This window comes from Shewanella sp. 10N.7, from assembly GCF_020806285.1.
In the GTDB taxonomy this organism is placed as follows: domain Bacteria; phylum Pseudomonadota; class Gammaproteobacteria; order Enterobacterales; family Shewanellaceae; genus Shewanella; species Shewanella electrodiphila.
This window is the reverse complement of record NZ_JAJGZS010000031.1, coordinates 1-20687: the sequence shown is the minus strand read 5'-3', so window position 1 is coordinate 20687 and position 20687 is coordinate 1. Positions and strand designations below refer to the sequence as shown.

Sequence of the window (20687 nt, the reverse complement as noted above, 5' to 3'; positions counted from 1 at the left end):
AAAACGCTGCAAAATAAAGCGGTGAATCATTGAGATTTCAGGTTGTTGATCTCAATTAATAGCTTGTTTATTTTGTCCTGAACACTCGACTTCCACTTACCGCCGATAAAGTTCAACCTTTGGTTTACTGGGTATTGACGCATGATGGTGAACGCAAAAAAAGATTGTTTTACTTCAACCCAAATGACTTGGTTTAGCTTGAGTGTTGCTGGCGTAATCAATCCTACGCCGCTTAAGCTAATATCTTTGATATTCGCGATGCCAATCTCTTCCATGAGAAACCAGCCTTTTTTATGCAGTTTTACGCTGATACCATCACAAGCTTGCGAGAGCTCTTCTGAAGAATCCCGCAGGCTCAGTCTGATATGGTCGCGGTTATCAACCTCAATTGGTTCAGATGAGTCAGTACGCGGCTCACGGGCAATAAATTCGGCACTGGCTTTATATTCTTCAGTCATTAGTTTGGATACCGCATTCTAGGCATATTGTCTTCAGCTGCTTGTATCGCTTTATCGACTTTGCCACTAATATTACTGTTGCCCTCGGAGTGGCGACTTTGAAGTCCAGTCATCATTCTGAGGTTTTCTTCTGCTTCTTGCGTTAGCACCAGTAACTCGATTCGGCGGTTAGCTGCCGCAGCAGGATCATCCAGTACATAAGGAGATTGATCTGCCATTCCTGTGACTTGGACAACTTGTTTATAATCAATACCGCCAGCCTCAAGTATCCGTCTTGCTAATAATGCTCGCTGGCTAGATAGTTCCCAGTTAGTAAAGGTACTGCCTGCAAATGGCAGTGAATCGGTATGGCCTGAAATGCTTAAACCGTTATTGATTTGCCCAAGTAGTGTGCCTAAAGCGATAAGCAAGTCTTCAAAATACGGCTGTATTTCAGCACTGCCACGGGTAAACATAAATTGTTCAACGTTATCGTGTACTAAAATCCGAATACCTTGAGGCACAATCTGTAAGTCCACATTGGCATTCATATTGACGCTGGAAATAATCTGGTCCAACTCTTTGGCTAATACTTCAAGTTGAGCTTGGGTTTCAAATTGGCCTGGTAGCATAGAGTTGAGCTCAACTCCGTCACCCGAAGGAGATGACTGCTCTCCTAGAGCATGGCGCTTGCTAATTGCGATTTCACTTTTACCTTGCCCTGTGGTTGGCACGATTGAAGTTTCGATACTCATACCGCCATCTAGATCAATAATCGAAGAAGAGTTACTTAAATCAAATGGATTTATAGGGCCAGAAGAATACATGTCACCTTTAAGGTATTGCACAATCAAAGTTCGCTCTCTTTGATCGGCAACCTGCATTATCCACAACACCATAAACAGTGCCATCATCGCGAGAGTGAAATCTGCAAAAGCCACTTTCCAGGCGCCACCATGGGCTGCGTGTTTTTTCTTACGCTTTTTCCGGCTGATAATGACCGGTTCTTGATGAATTGCCATTAGCCACGTTGCTCCTCAATCCAGCGTTCAAGTTCAATAAATGAAGGACGGTTCTCTGATTGAATTTGTTTACGGCCGGCATCTAAAGCTAGCATTGGGGGTTTGCCTTTAGCGAAAGCACATAGCGCTGCTGCCACACATCTAAGTTGCGAAGTTTTGCGGTCAACTAAATGTTCAAGGGATTTTGAAAGCGGGTCGAAGAAACAGTAACAGGCGAAAATACCAATAAAAGTACCCACCAATGCTGCTGCGACTTTGACACCAATCATGGTAATAGGACCATCAATATTAGACATGGTAATAATGATGCCCATGACCGCCGCTAGAATACCAAAGCCAGGCATGGCTTCTGCGATTTTAGATAGGGCATGGGAAGGGCGAAGACTGTCTTCTTCAATGCGTTCTATTTCTTCAGCAAGCATGTGCTCTAAGTCATGTGGAGATAGCTTGCCAATTGATTGTAAACGAAGGTTATCGATTAGGAATTGCAGTACATGAGGGTGCTCAAGTACCGCAGGGTACATCAGAAATAGTGAGCTTTCGTTCGGTTTATCAATATGCTCATCAAGGACTTTAAGGCCTTGAGATTGAATTTGGCTCATTAACATACCCATTAAGCCAAATAATTGCGGGTAGAGTTCAGGATCTTCTTTATCGGTAGAGAAAACAGTTTTAACTTGGTCAACCATTTCATCTAAAACTGAACGAGGTGAAGCAATAATTAATGCTCCCAGTCCAGCTCCAAAAATAATCAATATTTCAGCAGGTTGCCATAATGAGGTTAGGCTGCCTCCAGCCCATACATATCCACCAAATACTGAAAAAATAATGATCGATATCCCAATTAACTTGCTCATATTTCCTGCCTGGTATTATCGCTCCCACTGTTGATATATGTTCTGAAGGTTCATAATAGCCTGTTTGTGTAGTTGGCATATTCGAGTTTCAGTTAATCCAAGAGTCGCAGCGATTTCTTTTAAATTAAGTTCATGTTGATAGTAAAGCGACAGGATTACTTGCTCTCTTTTGTTTAATTTTGAAATTGCCTTAAATAAAGTGTCTTTATTGGTTAATTGCTCAATAAAACAACTTTTGTCCTTAAAATTGATTCCATCTGTTAACAACTCATCTAGACTTTTCATCGACTCAGATTGAGTCGCAAATAGACGATCTCGATACTGCTCTTTATTTAGGCCTAAACATTCAGCGACTTCTAAATCTGTAGGTTCACGGCCTAATTCTCGGATTAGTTTTCTTACGGTATCGTTGAGCTCATGGGCTTGCTGTCTCACAGGGCGTGGGCGCCAATCTTGACGACGTAACTCATCTAAAATTGCACCTCGGATCCTTTGCCCTGCAAATGAAATAAACCCATTGTCATATTCACCAGGGTAACGCCTTGCTGATTCTAGTAAGGCCATCATCCCTATCTGTTCCATATCCTCTATGGCCAATGCAGCGCCGCAATGTGTCCTTAAGTGCGAAACTGACTTTTTAACTAAAGGTAAGTATTGCTTCATGACTTGCGCTTCAGATAATCGATGGACATTTTTCTCATCGAACGCTTCTTGATACGCTAATTGACCCGGTTGCATATGGCAGTCTCTCTTTATTGGACAACCATTCTGGTAAACAGAACGTCATCTAATTCAATGGCAAAATTATTTTCATTTAGTACCGTTGCTAGTAATACCTGAGCTTCTTTTTGTAGTAATTGAAGGTGGTTATTAGCCTGAAGTTGTTCGTAATCTTTTTCAGAAAACATCACCATTAAGGCGTTTTTGATCAACGGATCTGCTTCGCGAATAGTCTGGTCTGCATTTTCTGAACGACTTTTTAACGCCATTTCTAGCAGCAAGTAATGCGAAGTGTCTTTTCCTGGCACAGAGAAAATGAATTTCTCTAATGGATAGAATTTTGCGACTTTAGGAGCTGGCTCAAAAGCGCCGAATGGCTCACCAATGATTTCTGGCGACTTCCAGCCGACATAGAACATTCCCGCTGACCATGTCAGGAAAACGAGACTTAATACACTGAGTTTTCCGACTTTTTTATTACCAATAGCCATTGCTTATTTTCCTTTTTAGGCGAGTAAATCAACCTGATCTTGTTGAGTTAATTCAGTGGCTTGGTGTTGCTCACTTGATTGAAATTCAATATTGTTATTGTGGATCTGTGGTGCTTGTTTGTGCTGCGCTTGTTGCTCTGGCTGAGATTGACCTAAGTCCACATCAATCTGGCCGCCATGATCCATGGCTAACTCCATACGCAAACGATCTAACCCCATAAGTAATGCATCTCTAACCGCTGGATTAGCAGCGTGCATTTGCACGTGCAACCTGTCGCCATCGAGTCTGATATTCAGCTCAACTTTGCCAAGTTCTGGGGGATCTAACCTGAGTTCAGCCGATTTAATCTGCTGATCTATTTGAAACCTGAGTTGATCTCTTAGCGGAGACATCATTTCATTGGCTTGTTGTAGCATTGGCGCAGATTGAGACACTGAAACAGGTCCCCACTGGCTGACACTTTGGCCTTTAGTATTGGCTTGAGTTAGTTGGTTAATAACTTGATTAATACTGTCTAATTCAGCGTTGGCAGCATCGGTGACATTGATAACAGCAGGCTGAAAATGAGCTTGACCAGAGACGGTCGTTGCAACTGACATAGGAGCTTCAGCTGTTGTCTGCAAACTGTTCTGAGCTAAGGCATTTGAAGGTAATCCATTTTGAGCTGGGAGTGATGATTGAGTCCCTTGCATTGATAGCACTGATGCTTGCGGATTAAATCTCGCATTCATATCAGTATTGTTTGCGCTCATATTGCCTGCTTGCTTATGTAAACTTGCTAGCAATGCCGAAAGTTCAGGGCTAAGAGGCTTAGCCTGCGCCGATGCAAGATTAGATAAATCAGCTGCAGTGCCAATTTCTGATTTAGGCGCAAGAGTGATTTGATCATTCAGAGTATTAAGCAGTTGAGGATGCTGCTTTAACTCAGCCATAAGATGTTCAGGAATAGATGATATTGCAGCTGGCTGAGATGAAATGGTCTTTACTAAGCCTGATTGAGAGGCTTGGTTTTCTGGCATCACAAATCCCATGACTCCATGTTCATTCATTTCTGAATCAAGTGGGCGCATTGGTTGTTGAGATGAGGAGCTCGCTGCCCCTGTTACTGAAATTAAATTTGGCATGTAACTAATCATAAATTTCACCACACAGACTGGTCAGCTTGTAAGCTGAAATGCCATCTTTAGTTGCTTGGAACTGTTTCATTTCTTTACTGAGAGATTCTTTCTCAGCATTCGCTTGCGCAATCACCTGTTGATGAACTTTAGCTAAGGATTGTCTTGCTAATAGCTGCGACTTTGTTTTGGGTTTACCTTGAACGGTGAGCGCCAGCATCATTAACTCGTTCACCTTTTCTACTTTTTTCCAATCTTTTAAATTGGCGTATTTCACCAGGGCAACTTCAAATTGTTGCCACTGACTAGTTGAGGTTGGCCCAGCCGGCTCTGACATCGGTAATAACCTTAATTACGGGGGTTAGCTCTGTGATGCTATTTTCAACACTAGCAGTCACTAATTGGCGACTACAGTAGTCGTATAAGCGATTTAGCGTGGTGGCGACTTCGCCACCATTTTCAAGATCAAGCATGGAATCTAGACCGTGAACAATGTTGAGACATTTATTGACGCTTTTACCTTTATCTTCAAAGCTTTGTCGTTCCATATAGCCACTGGTACGCTCAATTTCTTCCAACAATCCATCCAGTAACATACGTACCATTTCATGGGGATTTGCCGAGGCGACTCTGGCATCTAACGTGGTTTGCTTATAAGCATTAAAAGGATCATATTCGTTCAACATTGTTCATTTATTCCTAATTAAAATAGGCCACTAGCAGTGTTTAGCTTGTTAATGGTGTTTTCCATTGCGGTAAATTGGGCGAGTAAAATTTGGTAGCGTTGACTCATTTGGTTATCGTGGCGAGTCATGTTGTCTTCGATTTGCTCTACTTGAGAGTCGAGGTTTTTCTGTTTTAAATCGATGTAACCGTTGTTCTTGGTAAACGGATCAATAATCGAATTAATGTTATCGATGTAGCCACCATCGGCAGTAAACATTTCTTTGATAGAAGCTGAGTCACTGTTAATAGCTTGAGATAGTTTGTCATCATCAACAGATAACTTGCCATCACGGCCCATTTCAATACCAATATCTGATAGACGCATGCCATTAGGTGCTTCATTGAAGATGGCATTACGGACACTGTTTTGCAGCATACGCAGACTAGAATCACCTTTTAGAATCCCTATCTGGTCTTCACCAACAGATGAGTTCTCATCGTCATCATCTTCATCATCGTCATCATCAGTTTCTTTATCATCATTGATATCGTCTAAAACCGAACTGCCCATTGAACGAGTCAGTTGATTTAGTTGGGTCATTAATTCGTTGAAAGAATCGACGAAGTCATTAACGGCTTTTTCAGTGCCTTCAATATCGTTAGCAATAGTAATAGTGGCGCTTTCGCCTACAGCGTGGGCTTTTTTAAGCTCAATATTGACACCATCAATTACGTTATCTAGGTAGTTTGTACTGCTGGTGATATCGATACCGTTGAGGGTAAACTCTGCGTCTTGTGCCTTTATTCTTTCTTGAGTCCCCCAGTCAACACCATTCATTTCCATCGTAATGGTGCTATCAGCGCCAGTTTCTTCAGAGGTCAGCATTAACTCAACTTGACCACCAGTTCGCACTAATGAGGCTTGAACCCCCGGATTATCTGGATGGTTGTTAATGGCGTCACGTAGATCGGCAACGGTGCGAGTACCTGTCGAGTTAAGTTCAGCCATATCAATTTCAATGGTATTACCACCGACATCAATGCTGACTACACCTGTTGTTGGTAGAATTTCGTCTTCGCTTGCAAACGACTTGGTGATTTGGTGAGCTTGAGCAAGTTGCTTCACATATAAATCGTACACACCTGCTGGTGCGTCACTGTCTACTGTGATGGTGGCACTGTCATCGCTAATTTCTGAACTTTTGCCTTCAAAAGCATCATCACCCAAATTGTCCAAGTTACTGGTCATTTGATTTAGGGTACGTTCTAAAATTTTATAAGCATCAATTTGTGCTTTGCTGTTGTCTAAGTTGTTTTTAAATAAAACATCTTTACTCATTCGCTCTGCAGCAACTAATTGCTCGGCAAATGAGGCGGCACTCATACCTGAAATCATGGCAACTCCTATTGTCTAACGGACTTAAATGGCAATCTTTATGCCAATGGTTAAGTTATTGTTTAATAGCTATTTGTTGTTTTTTCGATTGTTATGTCGGTTAGACAACTTCCGTTTTGTGCAACACAATGGAAGCTGAGCTTCCGTTTGATTCACCGAGTGTCGAAAAAGAATTTATAACAATGAATAAAGGCGACAGGGATAACTGACGGCTAAAGTTTTATTAGCTTTTTTACTAATAAAATTAGCGTGTTGAGGGGATTTATTCTTATAGGTTTTAAAGGCATTACATAGGTTGAGCTAAAATAAAAAGGGCCATAGGGCCCTTTTTGTAGACTAAATACGTGTTATTAACGTAATAGACCCATTACTAGACCAGTGTTTTGGTTAGCGTTAGAAAGTACAGTAGTACCCGCTTGAACTAATAATTGGTTTTTAGTCATGTTAGCTGATTCAACTGCGAAATCTGCATCCATGATACGGCCAGCAGCAGCTTTAGTGTTTTCAGTCACGTTAGTTAGGTTAGACGCTGTGTGACCTAAACGGTTGATGTTAGCACCAAGCGTTGAACGCTCTGCACCAACTGAATTAATAAATGCATCAACGTTGTCAATTGCAGCGTTAGCACCTGTTGTTAAGTCATCAGCAAGACCAGTTAATGCAGATGCACCTAGGGTTACGTTTAATACTTCGTTAGAACCTGCACCGATTTGGAAATCGATATCGTCTAAAGCAGTGAATAGGTTGTTACCTGAGTACTCAGTATCACCGATAATACGGTCAACTTCAGCACTTAATTCTGCGAATTCGTCATTTAGAGCTGTTAAATCTTCAGCTGAGTTCACGCCGTTAGCTGCTTGAGTAGCGAGTTCTTTTTGACGCATAGCAATAGTCGTTAACTCTTCTAATGCACCATCAGCAGTTTGTAGCATAGAGGTTGCATCGTTAACGTTACGGCTAGCTTGCTCCATGCCAGTAACGTTCGCGTTTAAGCGAGTAGCAATTTGTAGACCAGCTGCATCGTCAGCAGAACTGTTGATGCGAAGACCTGTTGATAAACGCTCCATAGCGTTAGTCATTAGATCGTTGCTTTTTGTTACTGAGTTTTGAGCGATGTTCGAAGCAGTATTAGTATGAACAGATAACATAATGTCTTCCTATAGGATTAAAGTTATTGGTGTTACCACTAATTAAAACGACACTGGAAAACGAAACTGAATCCGCGGACTAAAATAATTAGCAAATTTTTATGAAATTCGATGTTTGAATCAGTTCTAGGTGATGGGATATAGAGGGTAAAGCCTACTTTGATAGGCTTTATATGCAGATGAAGGCGTTAATTGAAATTTGCCTAATAAAAGTGACTGAGACTTAAAATTAGTGCTATTGCTTAGTTTTTAATAAAGATGAAACATGATCGCGACTGACGTTAGCTTGCGCCATTAACGAGGTGACTTGGGATGAAAATGGATTTGGCTGCATTAACTCTTTTAATTTAGCCATATTTGTATCCAAGTTGCCATGAAGCTGTTGTTGATGATTAGCTCGCTTGAGCTGTTGTTGCACTTTCTGTTTACTGTTGCGAAGTTCAACAAGTTGCTGATTAACTTTTTGCTGGCTTTTTACCACTTTCACTTGGGTTTGCTTAACATCTTCGGCTTTGTCAAAACGCCATTCTTTGGGATCTTGCCATGACAGAATTTCGACCACTTTGACCGTACGAGCTTCACCTGCAGGCAAACGTTGACCTTGACCGGACATTAATAACCCAGATTGGATTTGTAACCATTGTGCATGATCTGTACTCAGCATGGCGGCATTTCGGGCAGGGGCTTGCACGCTAATGCCAATATCTTTAAACGCATTGGTGAGCTGTTTAGCTAAAAATTGATTATTTTGATGCGCAGGTAAAAAAGCGCGAGCATTATTGTCACCGTATTGGATGGTGATTCGCTCATCACGGGATTTAACTCCCACTAGATCAACTGACTTTAATTGAAAAAAGTGCTTAGCAGCAGGGCGGTTAGCATTTATCAGATTGAGCTGGTGATCCACTAATGGCTGTTGCTGATAACTAATGTCGAGTGCAACAAGCTGCTGCTGAATTTGTTTTGCTGTATCAGTTTGTTGCTCAGATAACCCAGATTGTGGACTGGCATTATTCAAGGGAACCTGCAGTTGCTTTAACAGCTGTGAAACACGTAATAACCCTTGTTCAGCCACTTGATTGGCTGATATCGCATGTTGACCTTGGGTTACCTTAGCCCATTTTTGGTAACTGGCAAGTCTATGAGTTGGAATCGATGGCACGGCTTTCGCCGTCGCTGGCTGAGTGTCGTGCACTGCAGTAGGTGCAGGCGCAACCGTTTGGTTGCGCTGCAATACATTTAAACTTTCCGAAATACCTTTAAGCATGGATTTTACTGGCTACTAACTTACATGTGATTGAACAATGATAGCTGACTCACTTGCACAAAAGATTGTTGTGTCACCTGTAATGTGGTCAACTTCAAATTAAATTCCGCTGTGGCTTGTGCGTAATCTAATCCTTCGGTTTCACCGATAACCTCTTCACTAAATAAAATACGTTCAGTGTGGGTGGTTTGCATTAAGCTTAAGGCGTTTTGCTTACCACCGATATCAGTGATAGCACCACTAATCGATGCCAATGAATTATCTAACGATTGCAGCATATCTTCAGCTGCTTGGGTAAAGGTAGCATCACCAGGTGCAAGATTGGGATCGTTCAATACATCAATAAATTGCTTAGTTTGGTTTAAAATATCAGTGCCGCCGCCAGAGAATAAAAACTCCTGTGCTGTCACGTTACCTGTCATCCAAGCAGAACCTGAAATTTGTACTTCACGATGGCCATCATCACCTTGATAGAAGTAGTTACCATCAGCATCAATACCAATTGGAGCCGTACCCGTTTCATTACCTGAGAATAAGTAATTTCCGCCATCATCTTTAGCATTAACCACATCGACAAATGACTCTAATAGCTCACTAAGCTCCGCCGCATATGCTGCTCTGTCTTCAGGAGATAGCGCACCATTATTAGCACCAATAGTGATCTCACGCATTCTCGCTTGCAGATTGGTCATGCTAGAGAGATATGTCTCTGAGCGGTCTAAACTGGTGCTTAACGACTCGGTATTTTTTAGATACTGCGAAGTCGCCGCTAAATCTCGTTGAGTGGTAATCACTTTAGCCATACCAATGGGATCGTCAGACGGGCGTAAAATGGACTTACCGGTTGCCATTTGCTGATTAACCTTAGCAACATCGCTGGTTAAGTGCTGCATGCTTTGTAGGTTTTGGCTGTACATATTCATCATGCTAACGCGCATAGCAGAACTCCTCTATTTGATAGACAGTAAAAGCGTTTGGAATAATTGGTCAGCAGTTGAGATGACCTTGGCGTTGGCTTGATATGATTGTTGATAAATAATCAAGTTAACGCCTTCTTCATCCATGCTGACACCACTGGTGCTTGCCCATTGAGACTGGGCTTCCATTTGCAGTTTTAATGCGGTGTCCTGCGACATTTGTGCTTGACGAGATGCTGAGCCTAATTCACCGACTTTACTGGCAAATACATCCCCCATGGTGGTCGTCACGCCCATAGAGTCAAAGGTAAACTCGGTATTTGCGAGTTCGACTAAGTCTTTTAAGTTGTCGTTATCACCTGGGGTGCCATCTTTACCAAACGCTAGCATTTCAGCAGTAAAACCATCGCTGATTTTAATCGTACCCGCTGGATTTGTTGGGTCGTAGGTAAATAAATCAATCGTTGGTGAGTCACCGTTTAAATCGGTACCGTTACGTAATACAGCATTAAATTCATCGGCAACGGTTTGAGCTAATTCATTAATGAATTCCATTGATTCAGCTAAGCTAGTATCGCGATAATCCAACAAGGCACCTAAGCTGCCGCCAGTTGTTTCGTCTACAGGAAAACTTGAGTTACCGAACTGAATACTCACTTGTGAAATTTGTGGGTTATTCGGATCTGGCTGAGTAGAAAGTGTTGACGATTTGGTGCCAGAAACTAATGGCTGCCCTTGAGCAAGAGAGATATTTTTCATCCCTTGAGAGTCTTCAACGACGCGTATATCAACAATGACGGCTAATTCATCAATCGCAGCATCGCGAGCGTCAAGTAACGCCATTGGCGGGTTATCACCACCAGACTGAATTTCAGCATTAAAGCTGGCAATGGTTTCTAGTAGCGCATTAATTTCTTTGGTTGAGGCGCCAATTTGACCCTCGACTTGTTTAAGTTGTGATTCGATTCCGTCACTGATGGAATTAAAGCGTTGGGTCAATGCACGGGATTCATTGAGGACACTCTGACGGTGAGCAATTTCATTGGGTTGCTCCATGGCTGAGTTAAGTGATGCAAACAATAAATCTAACCCGGCTGCAATGCTGTTGCCTTCAGATCCAAAGATTTGCTCAGCTTGGGTATAGTAACTTGCTTGAACACTAGTAAACCCCACATCACTGGTGGTTTTCCACATTTGTGCGACTTCGTATTGATCTGAAATACGGCGTACGCCGTCAACCATGACGCCCATGCCACCGCCATAGGTATTACTGCCCACTGAGCTCATTAATACTGACTGGCGTGAGTAACCTGGCACCATCGCATTGGCAATGTTATTTGATGTCGCATTAAGTGCTGCCATGCTGGCATTAATGCCTGACATCCCAATATTGAGCATGCTCATATCTAATCCTCATGTCACAACAACGAATATATAACCGCTAAGGGGCATGCTTCGCTGTTGTTAATTGTTCGGTTTGGCCATTAGTGGAATATTTAGCGCTGGCTGCATGGCTGTAGTATTAACAGTAACAACTGAATTAGGTTCAGCTATAACAGGCGTTTGGGCGGTATTATTCACGACTTGAGTGACTTGTTCGGTTTGGTTATTAGAAGCGACACTATCAGGGGCAGACTTAAGCGCTGCTGACAATTGTTTTGTCATGACACTCGCAAGACCCGTGCTTTGTAGCTGGCTTAAACGGCCTGCAAGTTCAGCATCGTGCCAATCACGATACATGCCATCATTTTGAGACGATAATGGACTGTCTTTATCTGCCATCACATCGGAAGCTGAGCGCATTTGTTTCAGCACAGTTTGTAAGAACTGGGCTTCAAATTGTTGGCTCACAAGTTCTAATGCGCCATGCTCACCATTTGCTTCGATTAAGTCTTTGGCATTGAGGTTATTTAAATAACCGTGGTTATTGTCTAATTTCATTAAATCACCACTAGTTCAGCTTCAAGCGCGCCAGCTTCATCAAGCGCCTGCAAAATTGCCATTAAGTCCATTGGTGAGGCACCTAGACTATTCACTGCACGAACAACATCATTTAAGGCAATACCTTCTGGCCAAACGAACATATGGCCATCACCTGTATCTATGTCGATTTCACTGTCACTACCCACAACGGTTTGCCCCTGACCTTGGCCCATAAATGGCGCATTGGGTTGGCTAACAAATTCTTGCTCGACAATGGAAACGACTAAGTTGCCATGGCTTACTGCCGCTTTACGAACAACCACATTACCGCCCATGACGACCGTGCCTGTACGACTATTAAAGACCACTCGAGGGGATTTTCGGCCTTGCTCAATTTGTAATTCTTCTAGAATCGACATAAAGGTGACGCGTTCACGATTTGACTGCGGAGCGCGCACCAATACTTTTGCACTGCTATCTGCTTCAGCGACATCTGGGCCAAATAAATCATTCACAGCACGTTCAATATTACGTGCGGTTTTAAAACTTGGGTCGCGCAGGTTTAATACGATATGTTCAGTTTCATTAAAGTTACTGTGGATTTCTGCTTCCAATAAACCGCCGTTAGGGATCCTGCCAACGGTTGGCACATTTATCGTTAATGAAGTGCCATTTCGTCCTTGTGCTGACACGCCGCCAACGACCAAATTACCTTGCGCAACAGCGTAAACTTCACCATCAACTGCACGAAGCGGGGTCATTAACAGCGTTCCGCCACGGAGACTTTTCGCATCACCTAAAGATGACACTGTGACGTCAATGGTTTGTCCAGGGCTTGCAAGTGGAGGAATGTTGGCGTGAACGGCAACAGCGGCAACGTTTTTAAGCTTAGGGTCGGTTCTATCATCGATTTGTACGCCAAATTGCTTCAACATGTTGACGATAGACTGGCTAGTAAAGCGGACTTGAGTTCGATCACCTGTGCCATCTAAGCCCACAACTAAACCGTAACCAACAAGTTGGTTATCACGAATACCTTGCACATCCACAATATCCATTAAGTAACGGTTCTGAACAGCTTGTTCATTTTGCGGCGCGGCGGTGGCTTGCAATGACATGATGGTCATTAGGACACTCGCGAAAAATGCGATGGCTTGTTTCATTTAACGCTCCATGTCAGTGCTAATTGGGGGGCACTAACAAAATTAACTATAAAGACTTTGGTTGGTAGTCGTAGATTTATCACAATGGGAACCATGGGCTATTAAAGTAACGTGAAGCCCAACCCATTTGGTTGCTATCTGAAATTGCACCTTGGCCACCGTAAATAATCCGTGCATCCGCAATACGTTGGGATGAAATGGTATTATCAGTGCCAATATCGTCGGTGCGAATAAGACCTAACAAACGCAGGTATTCATCACCTTGGTTTAATCTAAGCCACTTTTCGCCACGGATTAGTAACGCGCCATTAGGTAAGACTTTAGCTACAGTGACAGTAATCGAGCCCGTTAATTGGTTTTGCTGAGTACTCGAACCTGTGCCGTTAAATGAACGGCCAGTGTCAGCGCCGCCGCTTCCGGCAAAACTGCTATTGCCACTTGAACCTTGAGCGCCTATAGACATCGAGCTGTCTTTGCTGGTTTTAGTATCTGCTTTTTTGCTTGAATAGGTTTTTTCGTCCAATGACACCGTTAAGATATCGCCTTCACGAAAGGCACGTTTATCCTTGAATAAGGTCAGCATATATCCCTGACGATATAAGCTCCCATTACTGGCTTCAGGCAAGCTGTAGTCAATTTCAGGTGGCGCCCACTCTGGTTTTCCTGGTGCCGTTTCAGGTTCAGGAAGATGTGATGCACAACCAGTCAGTAGTAGTGCTATCGCAATCCAACTATGTCTTATTAAACTCTTTGCTTTGCGCATAATAACCGTCAGTTTCAGTCTAAAAATCAGAGCTAGTCTTATCGATTAACGTTAGTGTTATCCATTAACACTAACGTTATAGATTTAACCCAAAATTACAGTGCTTGGTTCAAGAACTTCAGCATGTCATCAGATGAAGACACCACTTTGGCATTCATTTCATAGGCACGTTGGGTCGAGATCATTTCAACCATCTCTTCAACCACGTTTACGTTCGCACCTTCAAGAGAGCCTTGACGAATTTGGCCAATAGCTTGATCGCCAGCAACACCTTCAATCGCGGCTCCAGAAGCACCAGTTTCACGGTATAAATTGTCTCCGCGTGCTTCAAGACCTGCTGGGTTAGTGAAATTAACTAAGGTGATTTGGCCTAGTTCTTGTGCTTCAGCTTGGCCTGCCATTTGAGCTGACACTTGACCGTCAGAGGCGATAGTGACAGTTAATGCATCTTCAGGTATTTCAATATTCGGTACTAAAGGCAAACCTTGTGATGTCACCATTAACCCATCGCTACTACGGAAAAATTGGCCATCACGGGTGTAACCTAAGTCACCATTAGCTTCTTCGATTTGGAAAAAACCTTGGCCTTGAATGGCCATATCTAACTGCTGACCGGTAGTAAGAATATCGCCAGTAGTAAAGACTTTTTGAGTACCAGCAACACGAGTACCTGTACCTAATTGAAGGCCTGATGGTAATTCATTTTGCTCGTCTACTTGACCACCAGGTTGACGCTGTACTTGATAAAACAAGTCGTTAAATGCCACACGGTCACGTTTAAAACCTGTAGTGTTTACGTTTGCCAAGTTGTTGGCAATGGTGGTCATTTTAGTATCTTGAGCACTTAAACCTGTTTTACTTACCCATAATGCAGACTGCATGATGTTATTCCTTTAAATTCTTTTTATGTCATTCGTGTAGAAGCAGCGATCGCTGAAACGATTATTTACGCATCTCGTAGTAATCGATTACCTGCTTCAGACAGCTTTTCTGCGCTTTGCATGAGTTTAACTTGCACTTCAAATTGGCGACTTAAATCCATTGATGCTATCAGTTCGCTAACCGCTTGGACGTTACTGGATTCGAGAAACCCACTACGCACATGGACTTCTTCGTCTGCTTCTAAAGGCAAACCATTGTTGCTATAAAACAAGCCATCTTGACCTTTGGTCATCTGCTGCAGTTCAGGATTGACCAATTTCAATTGACCAATTTCTTCAGTGATATTGCCTGCGTCTGCCACGATACTGATACGGCCATCATCGCCGACAAACAGCTCACGGTATTCAGGTACAACAATTGGCCCTTCGATACCTGCCACTGGACGGCCATCAATGGTTAATTGGCCTTGGGCATCAGGCACTACAACGCCCGAGCGGGTATATGCTTCACCGTCAGCAGTCATTACGCTGAACAAACCTGCATCACTGATCGCCAAATCTAACGTGCGACCCGTTGGGTTTAAAGTGCCAGCTTGCTGACTAAAACCACTGGTTTCAGTTTGCGCTAATACGCGAGTGTGCAAGCTATTTCCTGTTGGTGTAATGACTTTGGCATTAACACGTTCCAGGTCGGCCTTAAACCCAGTGGTATCAGCATTGGCTAAATTATTGGCTCTTATCGCTTGCGCTTCCATGACTCTGGCTGCACCAGTGGCTGCGGTGTATAGCATCTTATCCATGGGTTACCCTTAAATGACGTTCAGTAATGCTTGTTGCATTGTAGAGTTAGCATCTAGCACTTTTGCGTTTGACTGATAGTTACGCTGTGCTGTCATTAAGTTAACCATCTCAGCGGTGTTATCGACGTTTGAGCTTTCAAGGTAACCGGCATTAACTGAGCCTAAAGTACCTGTTGTAGGGGTACCAATCATTGGCTGACCTGCTGAGTTAGTTGCAACCCAAGCATTTTGACCTACAGGGCTTAAACCATTTGGGTTGTTAAAGTCAGCTAGTACGACTTGGCCCTGCAGCTGTTCTTCACCATTGGTGTAAGTGCCGTATAAGTTGCCGCCATCATCTAAACGAATGCCGTTCAGTTCACCTGAGGTGTAACCGTTTTGGCTTAAGCTTGAATTGTTGTAGTCAGAAGCATATTGAGTACTTTTATCAAAGCTTAATGCTAGAGTCATTGCTGCCGCGCCACCTGTAATATGCGCTGGAATATCCAAATCAAAGTCAGCGCCAGCAGTCAGCAAACCGTTTTCGTCAAACGACAATTGGTGACCACCTGCAGGTGTAATATCTTCATCGCCCATCACATAATGTACCGACCATTCATTGTCAGCTGTTTTAACAAAATATTGAGTCAGTGCGTGCTCGTTACCTTGTGAATCGTAAGTGGTGACAGTACTTGAAGAGTGGTAAGTCGATGCGTCATCTTTATCAAAAGGGGTCGCTGCTTGATCAATTTCTTCAACACGAGAGTCTAGGTTTGACACTAAACCAATGGTGCTGGTTGCTGAAGCAGGAAGCGACCCAGCTTGTACTTGTAGGTCGGTTACGTTGCCATTTTGCAGTTGTCCACCAGGGCCTACACTGTAACCTTGTAAACGGTTTCCAGCAGGATCAGTGACATAACCATTAGCGTCTTGGTTAAACATACCCGCACGTGAGTACATAGTGCTGCCATCTTGGCCGCTCAGTACAAAGAAACCATCCCCTTGAATGCCCATATCAAGTTGACGACCGGTATAAGCTAAACTGCCAGCCATTGAGAAGTTTTGACTGGTCGACATGGTGTTAACACCACCTGGCTGGCCGCCATTATAAACTGCAGCAAATTCACTACGACCACTACGGAAACCAACAGTTGAACCGTTAGCAATGTTATTACTGATAGTATTTAGGTCTTGAGTTGTAGCCTGTAAACCACTTAAAGCAATATTGAACGACATGGGGTAATCCTTTTAATTCGAGTTATGAAACTTCGGAAATTTCGAGGACAGAAACCGTCCCGAGTCCGTTAGCTAGTTCGGCCATCATTACGCCTGATGCGCTGACAAAGTGAACTTTTTCAATGGTTGCGGCAATGAAGGTATCGGCTGTTTCTGTGACGTCATCTGCTGTCATATTCGCTTCGATACTGTATTCGCCAGGAGGTAAATCGAGTGCTTCTGGATCAATGGTAAAGGCCACATCACCAGGCTCTTGTGAGCCAAGCTCTAAGGTGTGAACCACATCGCCATGCTCATTTAAGATATCGATAGAGAGTTCTTCAACCGCATTGCCTAAGTAGACTTTACCGTCTACTGGTTCGATATCTAGCTCAAGTTCAGAGGCTGGTACCATTGCGGTTTTACCCACAAGTTGCGCTGATTGAACGATGGCTAAATTTTCCATCATCACCATGCTTGTCGCTTGGTTTGCACGCATATGCTCAAGACTTTCTACTTGTGAGAACTGAGCTAGCTGACTGACATAGTCTGCAGGATCCATCGGATTTGTAGGGTCCTGATTTTGAATTTGTGCAATCATTAATGTCATGAATTCATTGCGGATAGATGATGCATCGTTACCCGGTGAATTCATGACGTCAGTGGCAGTAGTGGCTGGATCGCTACTCGTAGTACTTGGCGTGACATTCATTATTTATTTCCTAGCTGTAATAGCCCTTGCTGCATTGAGCGAGCACGGTTCATCACTTCAACATTGGTTTCAAATGAGCGACTTGCGGCCATCATGTCAGCCATTTCTTCAACGGTATTGACGTTAGAGTAGGCCACATAACCTTGTTCATCTGAAAAGGGATGGTCTGGTTCATAACGCATATCGAGAGGGGCATCCGTTTCCACAATGGCAGCGACTTCCACATGCGCACCAGCGGCTTTTCCATCTTGCGTTTGATTATAAATTGTCGAAAACACAGGCTTTAATGCACGGAAAGCATCATCAGGGTTTTCTGCTGCTGCACCGGCATTGGCAAGGTTACTTGCAACGGTATTTAAGCGAATTGTCTGTGCATGCATACCTGCGCCAGCAATGTTATAAATTTCACCAAATGACATATCAGTTCCTATTGTCCTTTAAGTATTGCGCTGAGATTTATTGCCCTTCGATGGCTGAGCGTAAGCCGGAAATCTTCATGTTTAAAAATGTCAGACTGGTTTGATAGTCCATGGCATTTTGCGAGTATCTGGCTTGTTCTTTTCCAAGTTCTACAGTGTTCTCATCTGCAGAGGTTTGGTAAGGGACTCGATACGCTGTTTGATAGTCACGGCCCACTTCCATTCCTGCATTAATTTGAGTCATTACCGCTTTGAAATCTAAATCTTGAGCTTTATAACCAGGAGTTTCAGCATTGGCTAAATTACCTGCTAGCATCTTGCTACGCTCGACCCGAAAATCTAACGTTTGTGCGTGAATGCCTAAGGCTGTGTCGAGGTTGATAGCCATTAAAACTCCTAGTATGGTATGAACAATTTCAATATATGTCCCGTATATCCAATTAGTGTGCCAAAAGTTTAAAGTGAGTTTTATCAATGGTTTATGGCTATTTAAAAGATAAGATCGGAACTGCCGTTTCCTATGCGGTCGTCATGTGTTCCTGTTTGTTTCCGCTGACAAGCAGTGCTAAAGATCACATTGCAGCGACGCAACAACTTGAGCGTTCTTTGGTGAAGGTCTTAGAGGCTGAACTGCAGCATTGGCAGCGCCAAGCAGGACTTGAAAGCATTAAAAAAACGATTCAAGTGAACTTGCCTTCGGGCGCTGCAAATTTACAACAATGTCCCAATGAGGTTTATATTGCGACAGGGTCAAGGTTGCCTTTTGGCAATGTGCAGCGCCGTGCAACCTGTGATGCTTTAGGTTGGAGTTTATTCATCAGGGCAAGAGTGGACGTGACGGCTAATGTGCCAGTAGCGAATAGACCATTGGCGCGAGGTGAGCAGATCTCTGCTACTGATATTGAATTACAGTGGCTTAAGTTATCAGCTTCAGATAGAGATTTAATCACTAAAAAGTCGCAGCTCATCGGCAACCAAGTCAGCCATAAAGTCAGAAGGTTTCGAGCAATTAAAGCCAGCCAAGTCACTAATCCACAATGGATTAATATTGGTGACCGGGTGGTGATTGAAGCAAGAATGAATGGTTTCTACGCTAACATGCCAGGTGAGGCATTAGAGTCAGGTGGCAAAGGCTCAACTATCCGAGTGAGGAACTTAAGTTCGGGTAAAATTATCCATGTGTACCCAACTGAAAAGGGTAGAGTAACCACTTTGTTTTAGTACTATTTCTAGTGAACTATCATCGTTTTTGTTTTTCTCGCATTGATAGTGAAATATCAGTGCGTTTTCTGATGTTTTTATTTTAGTTTCTGGTTTATTGCGCCGCTTATATATAGATATCGACGACATACATGGTGAACCATTATGGATATCAACAAAATATCGAGTCCAGTGACTGCGGATATGGGGACAACGAAGAGCAAGGCTAATACTTCAGGACAAACTGAAGTCGCCGAGCTTAAACCCCGTAAAATGCCTGCGCAAAGTACCGTTAGTGATGATTGGAAACTCATAGAAAAAACACAACCTGAGCTAGCGAATTTCAGTGATTTTGATGCTGATAAAGTCGCTGAGTTACGCCAAGCTTTGCAAACTGGCACCTTCAGCTTAGATGTGAAAAAAATTGCAGAGGCGATGAAGCAAAATCATGGTTAATAGTGAAAACCCTGCTGCAAAAAAGAAAATAAAACCAGAGCAAGTATCTAAGCGAGAGCAAGTGCAGGGGTTACTGCGCGGCGTACGTTTGGATATCGACGGTTATAAACAACTTCATGCATTATTAGTTCGTCAACGCGAGTTAATGCAACGCCGTGATAATGCAGGCTTAGCAGCTCATAATGAAGAGCAAACTAAGTTATGTGAATTGCTAATGGAACGAGCCAAAAAACGCTCTATTACCTTGGTCGCGTTAGGCTTTACTGGTAACAGTAAAGGCATGGAAGATTTAATAGCAAGACTCCCAGAATCCAGTCAGAAACAAGTACTTTTATTGTGGCGCAACTTGGTGAAATTAGTACGAGAAAGCCAACTGTTTAATGAAGAAAATGGCAAGCTGTTAGTCAGCCAACAAGAAGTGATTAATTCTTTATTGAACAAGCAACCAGAAAGTCAAAATGACTATGGGCATGCTAGGTAAAACCTAATCTCTCTTTGTTGCCTAAAAAACCGCAGTTGATATTACACTCCTCAAAAATCAAAGTCGTGGCGCTTCGCCCACACCCGACGAAAGGGAAACAACAGCATTTCCCTTCTCGCTGATTTATATAAAGAATCTTGCCGCCCCAACGAAATTACTCTTTCAAAGCGAGTAAGCTTCATGCTTATTCGAAAATAGCTAACGCTTTAGAATGGCCATCCATGGCCAACTAAAGCTAGCCTGACGTCCTGTCAGGCTCACGCTATTTTCTTCAACGCATTTCAGCAATTTCAATGGGGACTTCTTGTGTCCGCAGGTTCGTTTGTAATTTTTGAATTTAAAGCCATAAGAGTTGTTGATGAGATTAACTCTCTTCTCTTTGGCAATTATTTGAATGTTCAATTTGAATTGTGGCAAGCAAGAAAATTGCGTGAGTCTGGCCATGGCCTTTCTCGCACATCCATGTGCTTCAAGGCATTTAGTGCATCCTGCACTTAAGATTCCAGCTAGCTTTCGAGGGGAAGGGACGCCCCATCGTAAGCGTTAGTGATTTTTGCAGCTTATCGAAGCAGGCTACATTTGAAGTTAAACGCTATATAGGTACTCCGTTGGAAATTTTGCTGTTTAAATTTCGCCGGAGCTGCGGGGTGTTCTAAGA

General features: G+C 43.0%; 25 protein-coding genes. 3 read left to right on the top strand and 22 right to left on the bottom strand.

Translation table 11 applies throughout. From position 1 onward, the window contains the following. Positions 1-26: 26 nt before the first annotated feature. The 22 genes from LMH66_RS17300 to LMH66_RS17195 form a co-directional block, all read right to left on the bottom strand. Complete coding sequence (locus LMH66_RS17300; RefSeq protein WP_229371693.1) at positions 27-458, bottom strand: hypothetical protein; 432 nt, start codon at positions 456-458, stop codon at positions 27-29. Then, on the bottom strand, positions 458-1459 hold the full coding sequence (locus tag LMH66_RS17295; RefSeq protein ID WP_229371687.1) for a flagellar motor protein MotB: 1002 nt from the start codon (positions 1457-1459) through the stop codon (positions 458-460). Before LMH66_RS17295 ends, LMH66_RS17300 begins: the two co-directional genes overlap by 1 nt. Next, positions 1459-2316 carry a flagellar motor stator protein MotA gene (gene motA / locus LMH66_RS17290; RefSeq protein WP_229371680.1) on the bottom strand — a complete coding sequence of 286 codons (858 nt, stop codon included), beginning with the start codon at positions 2314-2316 and terminating at the stop codon, positions 1459-1461. The genes LMH66_RS17295 and motA overlap by 1 nt, the downstream gene beginning before the upstream one ends. 15 nt (positions 2317-2331) lie before the next feature. Then, a complete protein-coding gene (locus LMH66_RS17285; protein WP_153912490.1) occupies positions 2332-3054 on the bottom strand; it encodes an RNA polymerase sigma factor FliA in 723 nt (240 codons plus the stop codon). A 14-nt stretch (positions 3055-3068) separates the two neighbouring features. Further along, complete coding sequence (locus tag LMH66_RS17280; protein WP_229371674.1) at positions 3069-3527, bottom strand: flagellar basal body-associated FliL family protein; 459 nt, start codon at positions 3525-3527, stop codon at positions 3069-3071. 15 nt (positions 3528-3542) lie between these two features. Continuing rightward, the gene (locus LMH66_RS17275) at positions 3543-4652 is read right to left on the bottom strand and encodes a flagellar hook-length control protein FliK (RefSeq protein WP_229371672.1); all 1110 of its coding nucleotides are present in this window, start codon (positions 4650-4652) and stop codon (positions 3543-3545) included. 4 nt (positions 4653-4656) lie between these two features. Continuing rightward, on the bottom strand, positions 4657-4980 hold the full coding sequence (locus tag LMH66_RS17270) for a hypothetical protein (protein ID WP_229371670.1): 324 nt from the start codon (positions 4978-4980) through the stop codon (positions 4657-4659). Then, positions 4949-5329 (bottom strand): flagellar export chaperone FliS, encoded by a 381-nt coding sequence (gene fliS, locus LMH66_RS17265; protein ID WP_153912486.1) that lies wholly within the window; start codon positions 5327-5329, stop codon positions 4949-4951. Before fliS ends, LMH66_RS17270 begins: the two co-directional genes overlap by 32 nt. Positions 5330-5346: 17 nt before the next feature. Next, entirely contained in the window at positions 5347-6705 is a 1359-nt protein-coding gene (gene fliD, locus LMH66_RS17260; RefSeq protein ID WP_229371665.1) for a flagellar filament capping protein FliD, read from the bottom strand. Positions 6706-7055: 350 nt separating this feature from the next. Next, positions 7056-7853 (bottom strand): flagellin, encoded by a 798-nt coding sequence (locus LMH66_RS17255; RefSeq protein ID WP_229371659.1) that lies wholly within the window; start codon positions 7851-7853, stop codon positions 7056-7058. Between the two features lie 235 nt (positions 7854-8088). Continuing rightward, on the bottom strand, positions 8089-9120 hold the full coding sequence (locus tag LMH66_RS17250) for a hypothetical protein (protein ID WP_229371652.1): 1032 nt from the start codon (positions 9118-9120) through the stop codon (positions 8089-8091). Between the two features lie 20 nt (positions 9121-9140). Further along, entirely contained in the window at positions 9141-10058 is a 918-nt protein-coding gene (gene flgL, locus LMH66_RS17245; RefSeq protein WP_229371648.1) for a flagellar hook-associated protein FlgL, read from the bottom strand. A 12-nt stretch (positions 10059-10070) separates the two neighbouring features. Continuing rightward, a complete protein-coding gene (flgK, locus tag LMH66_RS17240; protein WP_229371642.1) occupies positions 10071-11441 on the bottom strand; it encodes a flagellar hook-associated protein FlgK in 1371 nt (456 codons plus the stop codon). Between the two features lie 60 nt (positions 11442-11501). Continuing rightward, positions 11502-11978, bottom strand: a complete 477-nt coding sequence (locus LMH66_RS17235; protein WP_229371639.1) for a rod-binding protein — start codon at positions 11976-11978, stop codon at positions 11502-11504. Beyond that, on the bottom strand, positions 11978-13087 hold the full coding sequence (locus tag LMH66_RS17230; protein ID WP_416384803.1) for a flagellar basal body P-ring protein FlgI: 1110 nt from the start codon (positions 13085-13087) through the stop codon (positions 11978-11980). The genes LMH66_RS17235 and LMH66_RS17230 overlap by 1 nt, the downstream gene beginning before the upstream one ends. Before the next feature lie 115 nt (positions 13088-13202). Beyond that, positions 13203-13886 (bottom strand): flagellar basal body L-ring protein FlgH, encoded by a 684-nt coding sequence (flgH, locus tag LMH66_RS17225; protein ID WP_153912471.1) that lies wholly within the window; start codon positions 13884-13886, stop codon positions 13203-13205. Positions 13887-13981: 95 nt separating this feature from the next. Beyond that, positions 13982-14767 (bottom strand): flagellar basal-body rod protein FlgG, encoded by a 786-nt coding sequence (gene flgG, locus LMH66_RS17220; RefSeq protein ID WP_055025314.1) that lies wholly within the window; start codon positions 14765-14767, stop codon positions 13982-13984. A gap of 65 nt (positions 14768-14832) precedes the next feature. Then, positions 14833-15567 carry a flagellar basal body rod protein FlgF gene (locus LMH66_RS17215; protein WP_153912469.1) on the bottom strand — a complete coding sequence of 245 codons (735 nt, stop codon included), beginning with the start codon at positions 15565-15567 and terminating at the stop codon, positions 14833-14835. A 9-nt stretch (positions 15568-15576) separates the two neighbouring features. Continuing rightward, on the bottom strand, positions 15577-16782 hold the full coding sequence (flgE, locus tag LMH66_RS17210) for a flagellar hook protein FlgE (protein WP_229371634.1): 1206 nt from the start codon (positions 16780-16782) through the stop codon (positions 15577-15579). A 22-nt stretch (positions 16783-16804) separates the two neighbouring features. Next, the gene (locus LMH66_RS17205) at positions 16805-17473 is read right to left on the bottom strand and encodes a flagellar hook assembly protein FlgD (protein ID WP_229371628.1); all 669 of its coding nucleotides are present in this window, start codon (positions 17471-17473) and stop codon (positions 16805-16807) included. After that, positions 17473-17892: a flagellar basal body rod protein FlgC gene (flgC, locus tag LMH66_RS17200; protein WP_153912463.1), complete on the bottom strand. Its 420-nt coding sequence runs from the start codon at positions 17890-17892 to the stop codon at positions 17473-17475. Before flgC ends, LMH66_RS17205 begins: the two co-directional genes overlap by 1 nt. Before the next feature lie 37 nt (positions 17893-17929). Then, positions 17930-18280, bottom strand: coding sequence for a flagellar basal body rod protein FlgB (locus LMH66_RS17195; protein WP_153912461.1), 351 nt, complete (start codon positions 18278-18280; stop codon positions 17930-17932). Between the two features lie 86 nt (positions 18281-18366). Between LMH66_RS17195 and flgA the strand changes: the two genes are divergently transcribed. The 3 genes from flgA to flgN all read left to right on the top strand — a co-directional run bounded on the left by flgA (position 18367) and on the right by flgN (position 20029). Beyond that, entirely contained in the window at positions 18367-19113 is a 747-nt protein-coding gene (flgA, locus tag LMH66_RS17190) for a flagellar basal body P-ring formation chaperone FlgA (protein ID WP_229371622.1), read from the top strand. A gap of 144 nt (positions 19114-19257) precedes the next feature. Next, positions 19258-19548, top strand: coding sequence for a flagellar biosynthesis anti-sigma factor FlgM (flgM, locus tag LMH66_RS17185; RefSeq protein WP_229371617.1), 291 nt, complete (start codon positions 19258-19260; stop codon positions 19546-19548). Next, positions 19541-20029, top strand: coding sequence for a flagellar export chaperone FlgN (gene flgN / locus LMH66_RS17180; RefSeq protein WP_229371613.1), 489 nt, complete (start codon positions 19541-19543; stop codon positions 20027-20029). Before flgM ends, flgN begins: the two co-directional genes overlap by 8 nt. Positions 20030-20687: the final 658 nt, after the last annotated feature.

Coding starts and splice junctions, on each gene's coding strand:
- LMH66_RS17300 (WP_229371693.1), bottom strand. CDS start 458: ATGACTGAAGAATATAAAGCCAGTGCCGAATTTATTGCCCGTGAGCCG.
- LMH66_RS17295 (WP_229371687.1), bottom strand. CDS start 1,459: ATGGCAATTCATCAAGAACCGGTCATTATCAGCCGGAAAAAGCGTAAG.
- motA (WP_229371680.1), bottom strand. CDS start 2,316: ATGAGCAAGTTAATTGGGATATCGATCATTATTTTTTCAGTATTTGGT.
- LMH66_RS17285 (WP_153912490.1), bottom strand. CDS start 3,054: ATGCAACCGGGTCAATTAGCGTATCAAGAAGCGTTCGATGAGAAAAAT.
- LMH66_RS17280 (WP_229371674.1), bottom strand. CDS start 3,527: ATGGCTATTGGTAATAAAAAAGTCGGAAAACTCAGTGTATTAAGTCTC.
- LMH66_RS17275 (WP_229371672.1), bottom strand. CDS start 4,652: ATGCCAAATTTAATTTCAGTAACAGGGGCAGCGAGCTCCTCATCTCAA.
- LMH66_RS17270 (WP_229371670.1), bottom strand. CDS start 4,980: ATGTCAGAGCCGGCTGGGCCAACCTCAACTAGTCAGTGGCAACAATTT.
- fliS (WP_153912486.1), bottom strand. CDS start 5,329: ATGTTGAACGAATATGATCCTTTTAATGCTTATAAGCAAACCACGTTA.
- fliD (WP_229371665.1), bottom strand. CDS start 6,705: ATGATTTCAGGTATGAGTGCCGCCTCATTTGCCGAGCAATTAGTTGCT.
- LMH66_RS17255 (WP_229371659.1), bottom strand. CDS start 7,853: ATGTTATCTGTTCATACTAATACTGCTTCGAACATCGCTCAAAACTCA.
- LMH66_RS17250 (WP_229371652.1), bottom strand. CDS start 9,120: ATGCTTAAAGGTATTTCGGAAAGTTTAAATGTATTGCAGCGCAACCAA.
- flgL (WP_229371648.1), bottom strand. CDS start 10,058: ATGCGCGTTAGCATGATGAATATGTACAGCCAAAACCTACAAAGCATG.
- flgK (WP_229371642.1), bottom strand. CDS start 11,441: ATGAGCATGCTCAATATTGGGATGTCAGGCATTAATGCCAGCATGGCA.
- LMH66_RS17235 (WP_229371639.1), bottom strand. CDS start 11,978: ATGAAATTAGACAATAACCACGGTTATTTAAATAACCTCAATGCCAAA.
- LMH66_RS17230 (WP_416384803.1), bottom strand. CDS start 13,087: ATGACCATCATGTCATTGCAAGCCACCGCCGCGCCGCAAAATGAACAA.
- flgH (WP_153912471.1), bottom strand. CDS start 13,886: ATGCGCAAAGCAAAGAGTTTAATAAGACATAGTTGGATTGCGATAGCA.
- flgG (WP_055025314.1), bottom strand. CDS start 14,767: ATGCAGTCTGCATTATGGGTAAGTAAAACAGGTTTAAGTGCTCAAGAT.
- LMH66_RS17215 (WP_153912469.1), bottom strand. CDS start 15,567: ATGGATAAGATGCTATACACCGCAGCCACTGGTGCAGCCAGAGTCATG.
- flgE (WP_229371634.1), bottom strand. CDS start 16,782: ATGTCGTTCAATATTGCTTTAAGTGGTTTACAGGCTACAACTCAAGAC.
- LMH66_RS17205 (WP_229371628.1), bottom strand. CDS start 17,473: ATGAATGTCACGCCAAGTACTACGAGTAGCGATCCAGCCACTACTGCC.
- flgC (WP_153912463.1), bottom strand. CDS start 17,892: ATGTCATTTGGTGAAATTTATAACATTGCTGGCGCAGGTATGCATGCA.
- LMH66_RS17195 (WP_153912461.1), bottom strand. CDS start 18,280: ATGGCTATCAACCTCGACACAGCCTTAGGCATTCACGCACAAACGTTA.
- flgA (WP_229371622.1), top strand. CDS start 18,367: ATGGTTTATGGCTATTTAAAAGATAAGATCGGAACTGCCGTTTCCTAT.
- flgM (WP_229371617.1), top strand. CDS start 19,258: ATGGATATCAACAAAATATCGAGTCCAGTGACTGCGGATATGGGGACA.
- flgN (WP_229371613.1), top strand. CDS start 19,541: ATGGTTAATAGTGAAAACCCTGCTGCAAAAAAGAAAATAAAACCAGAG.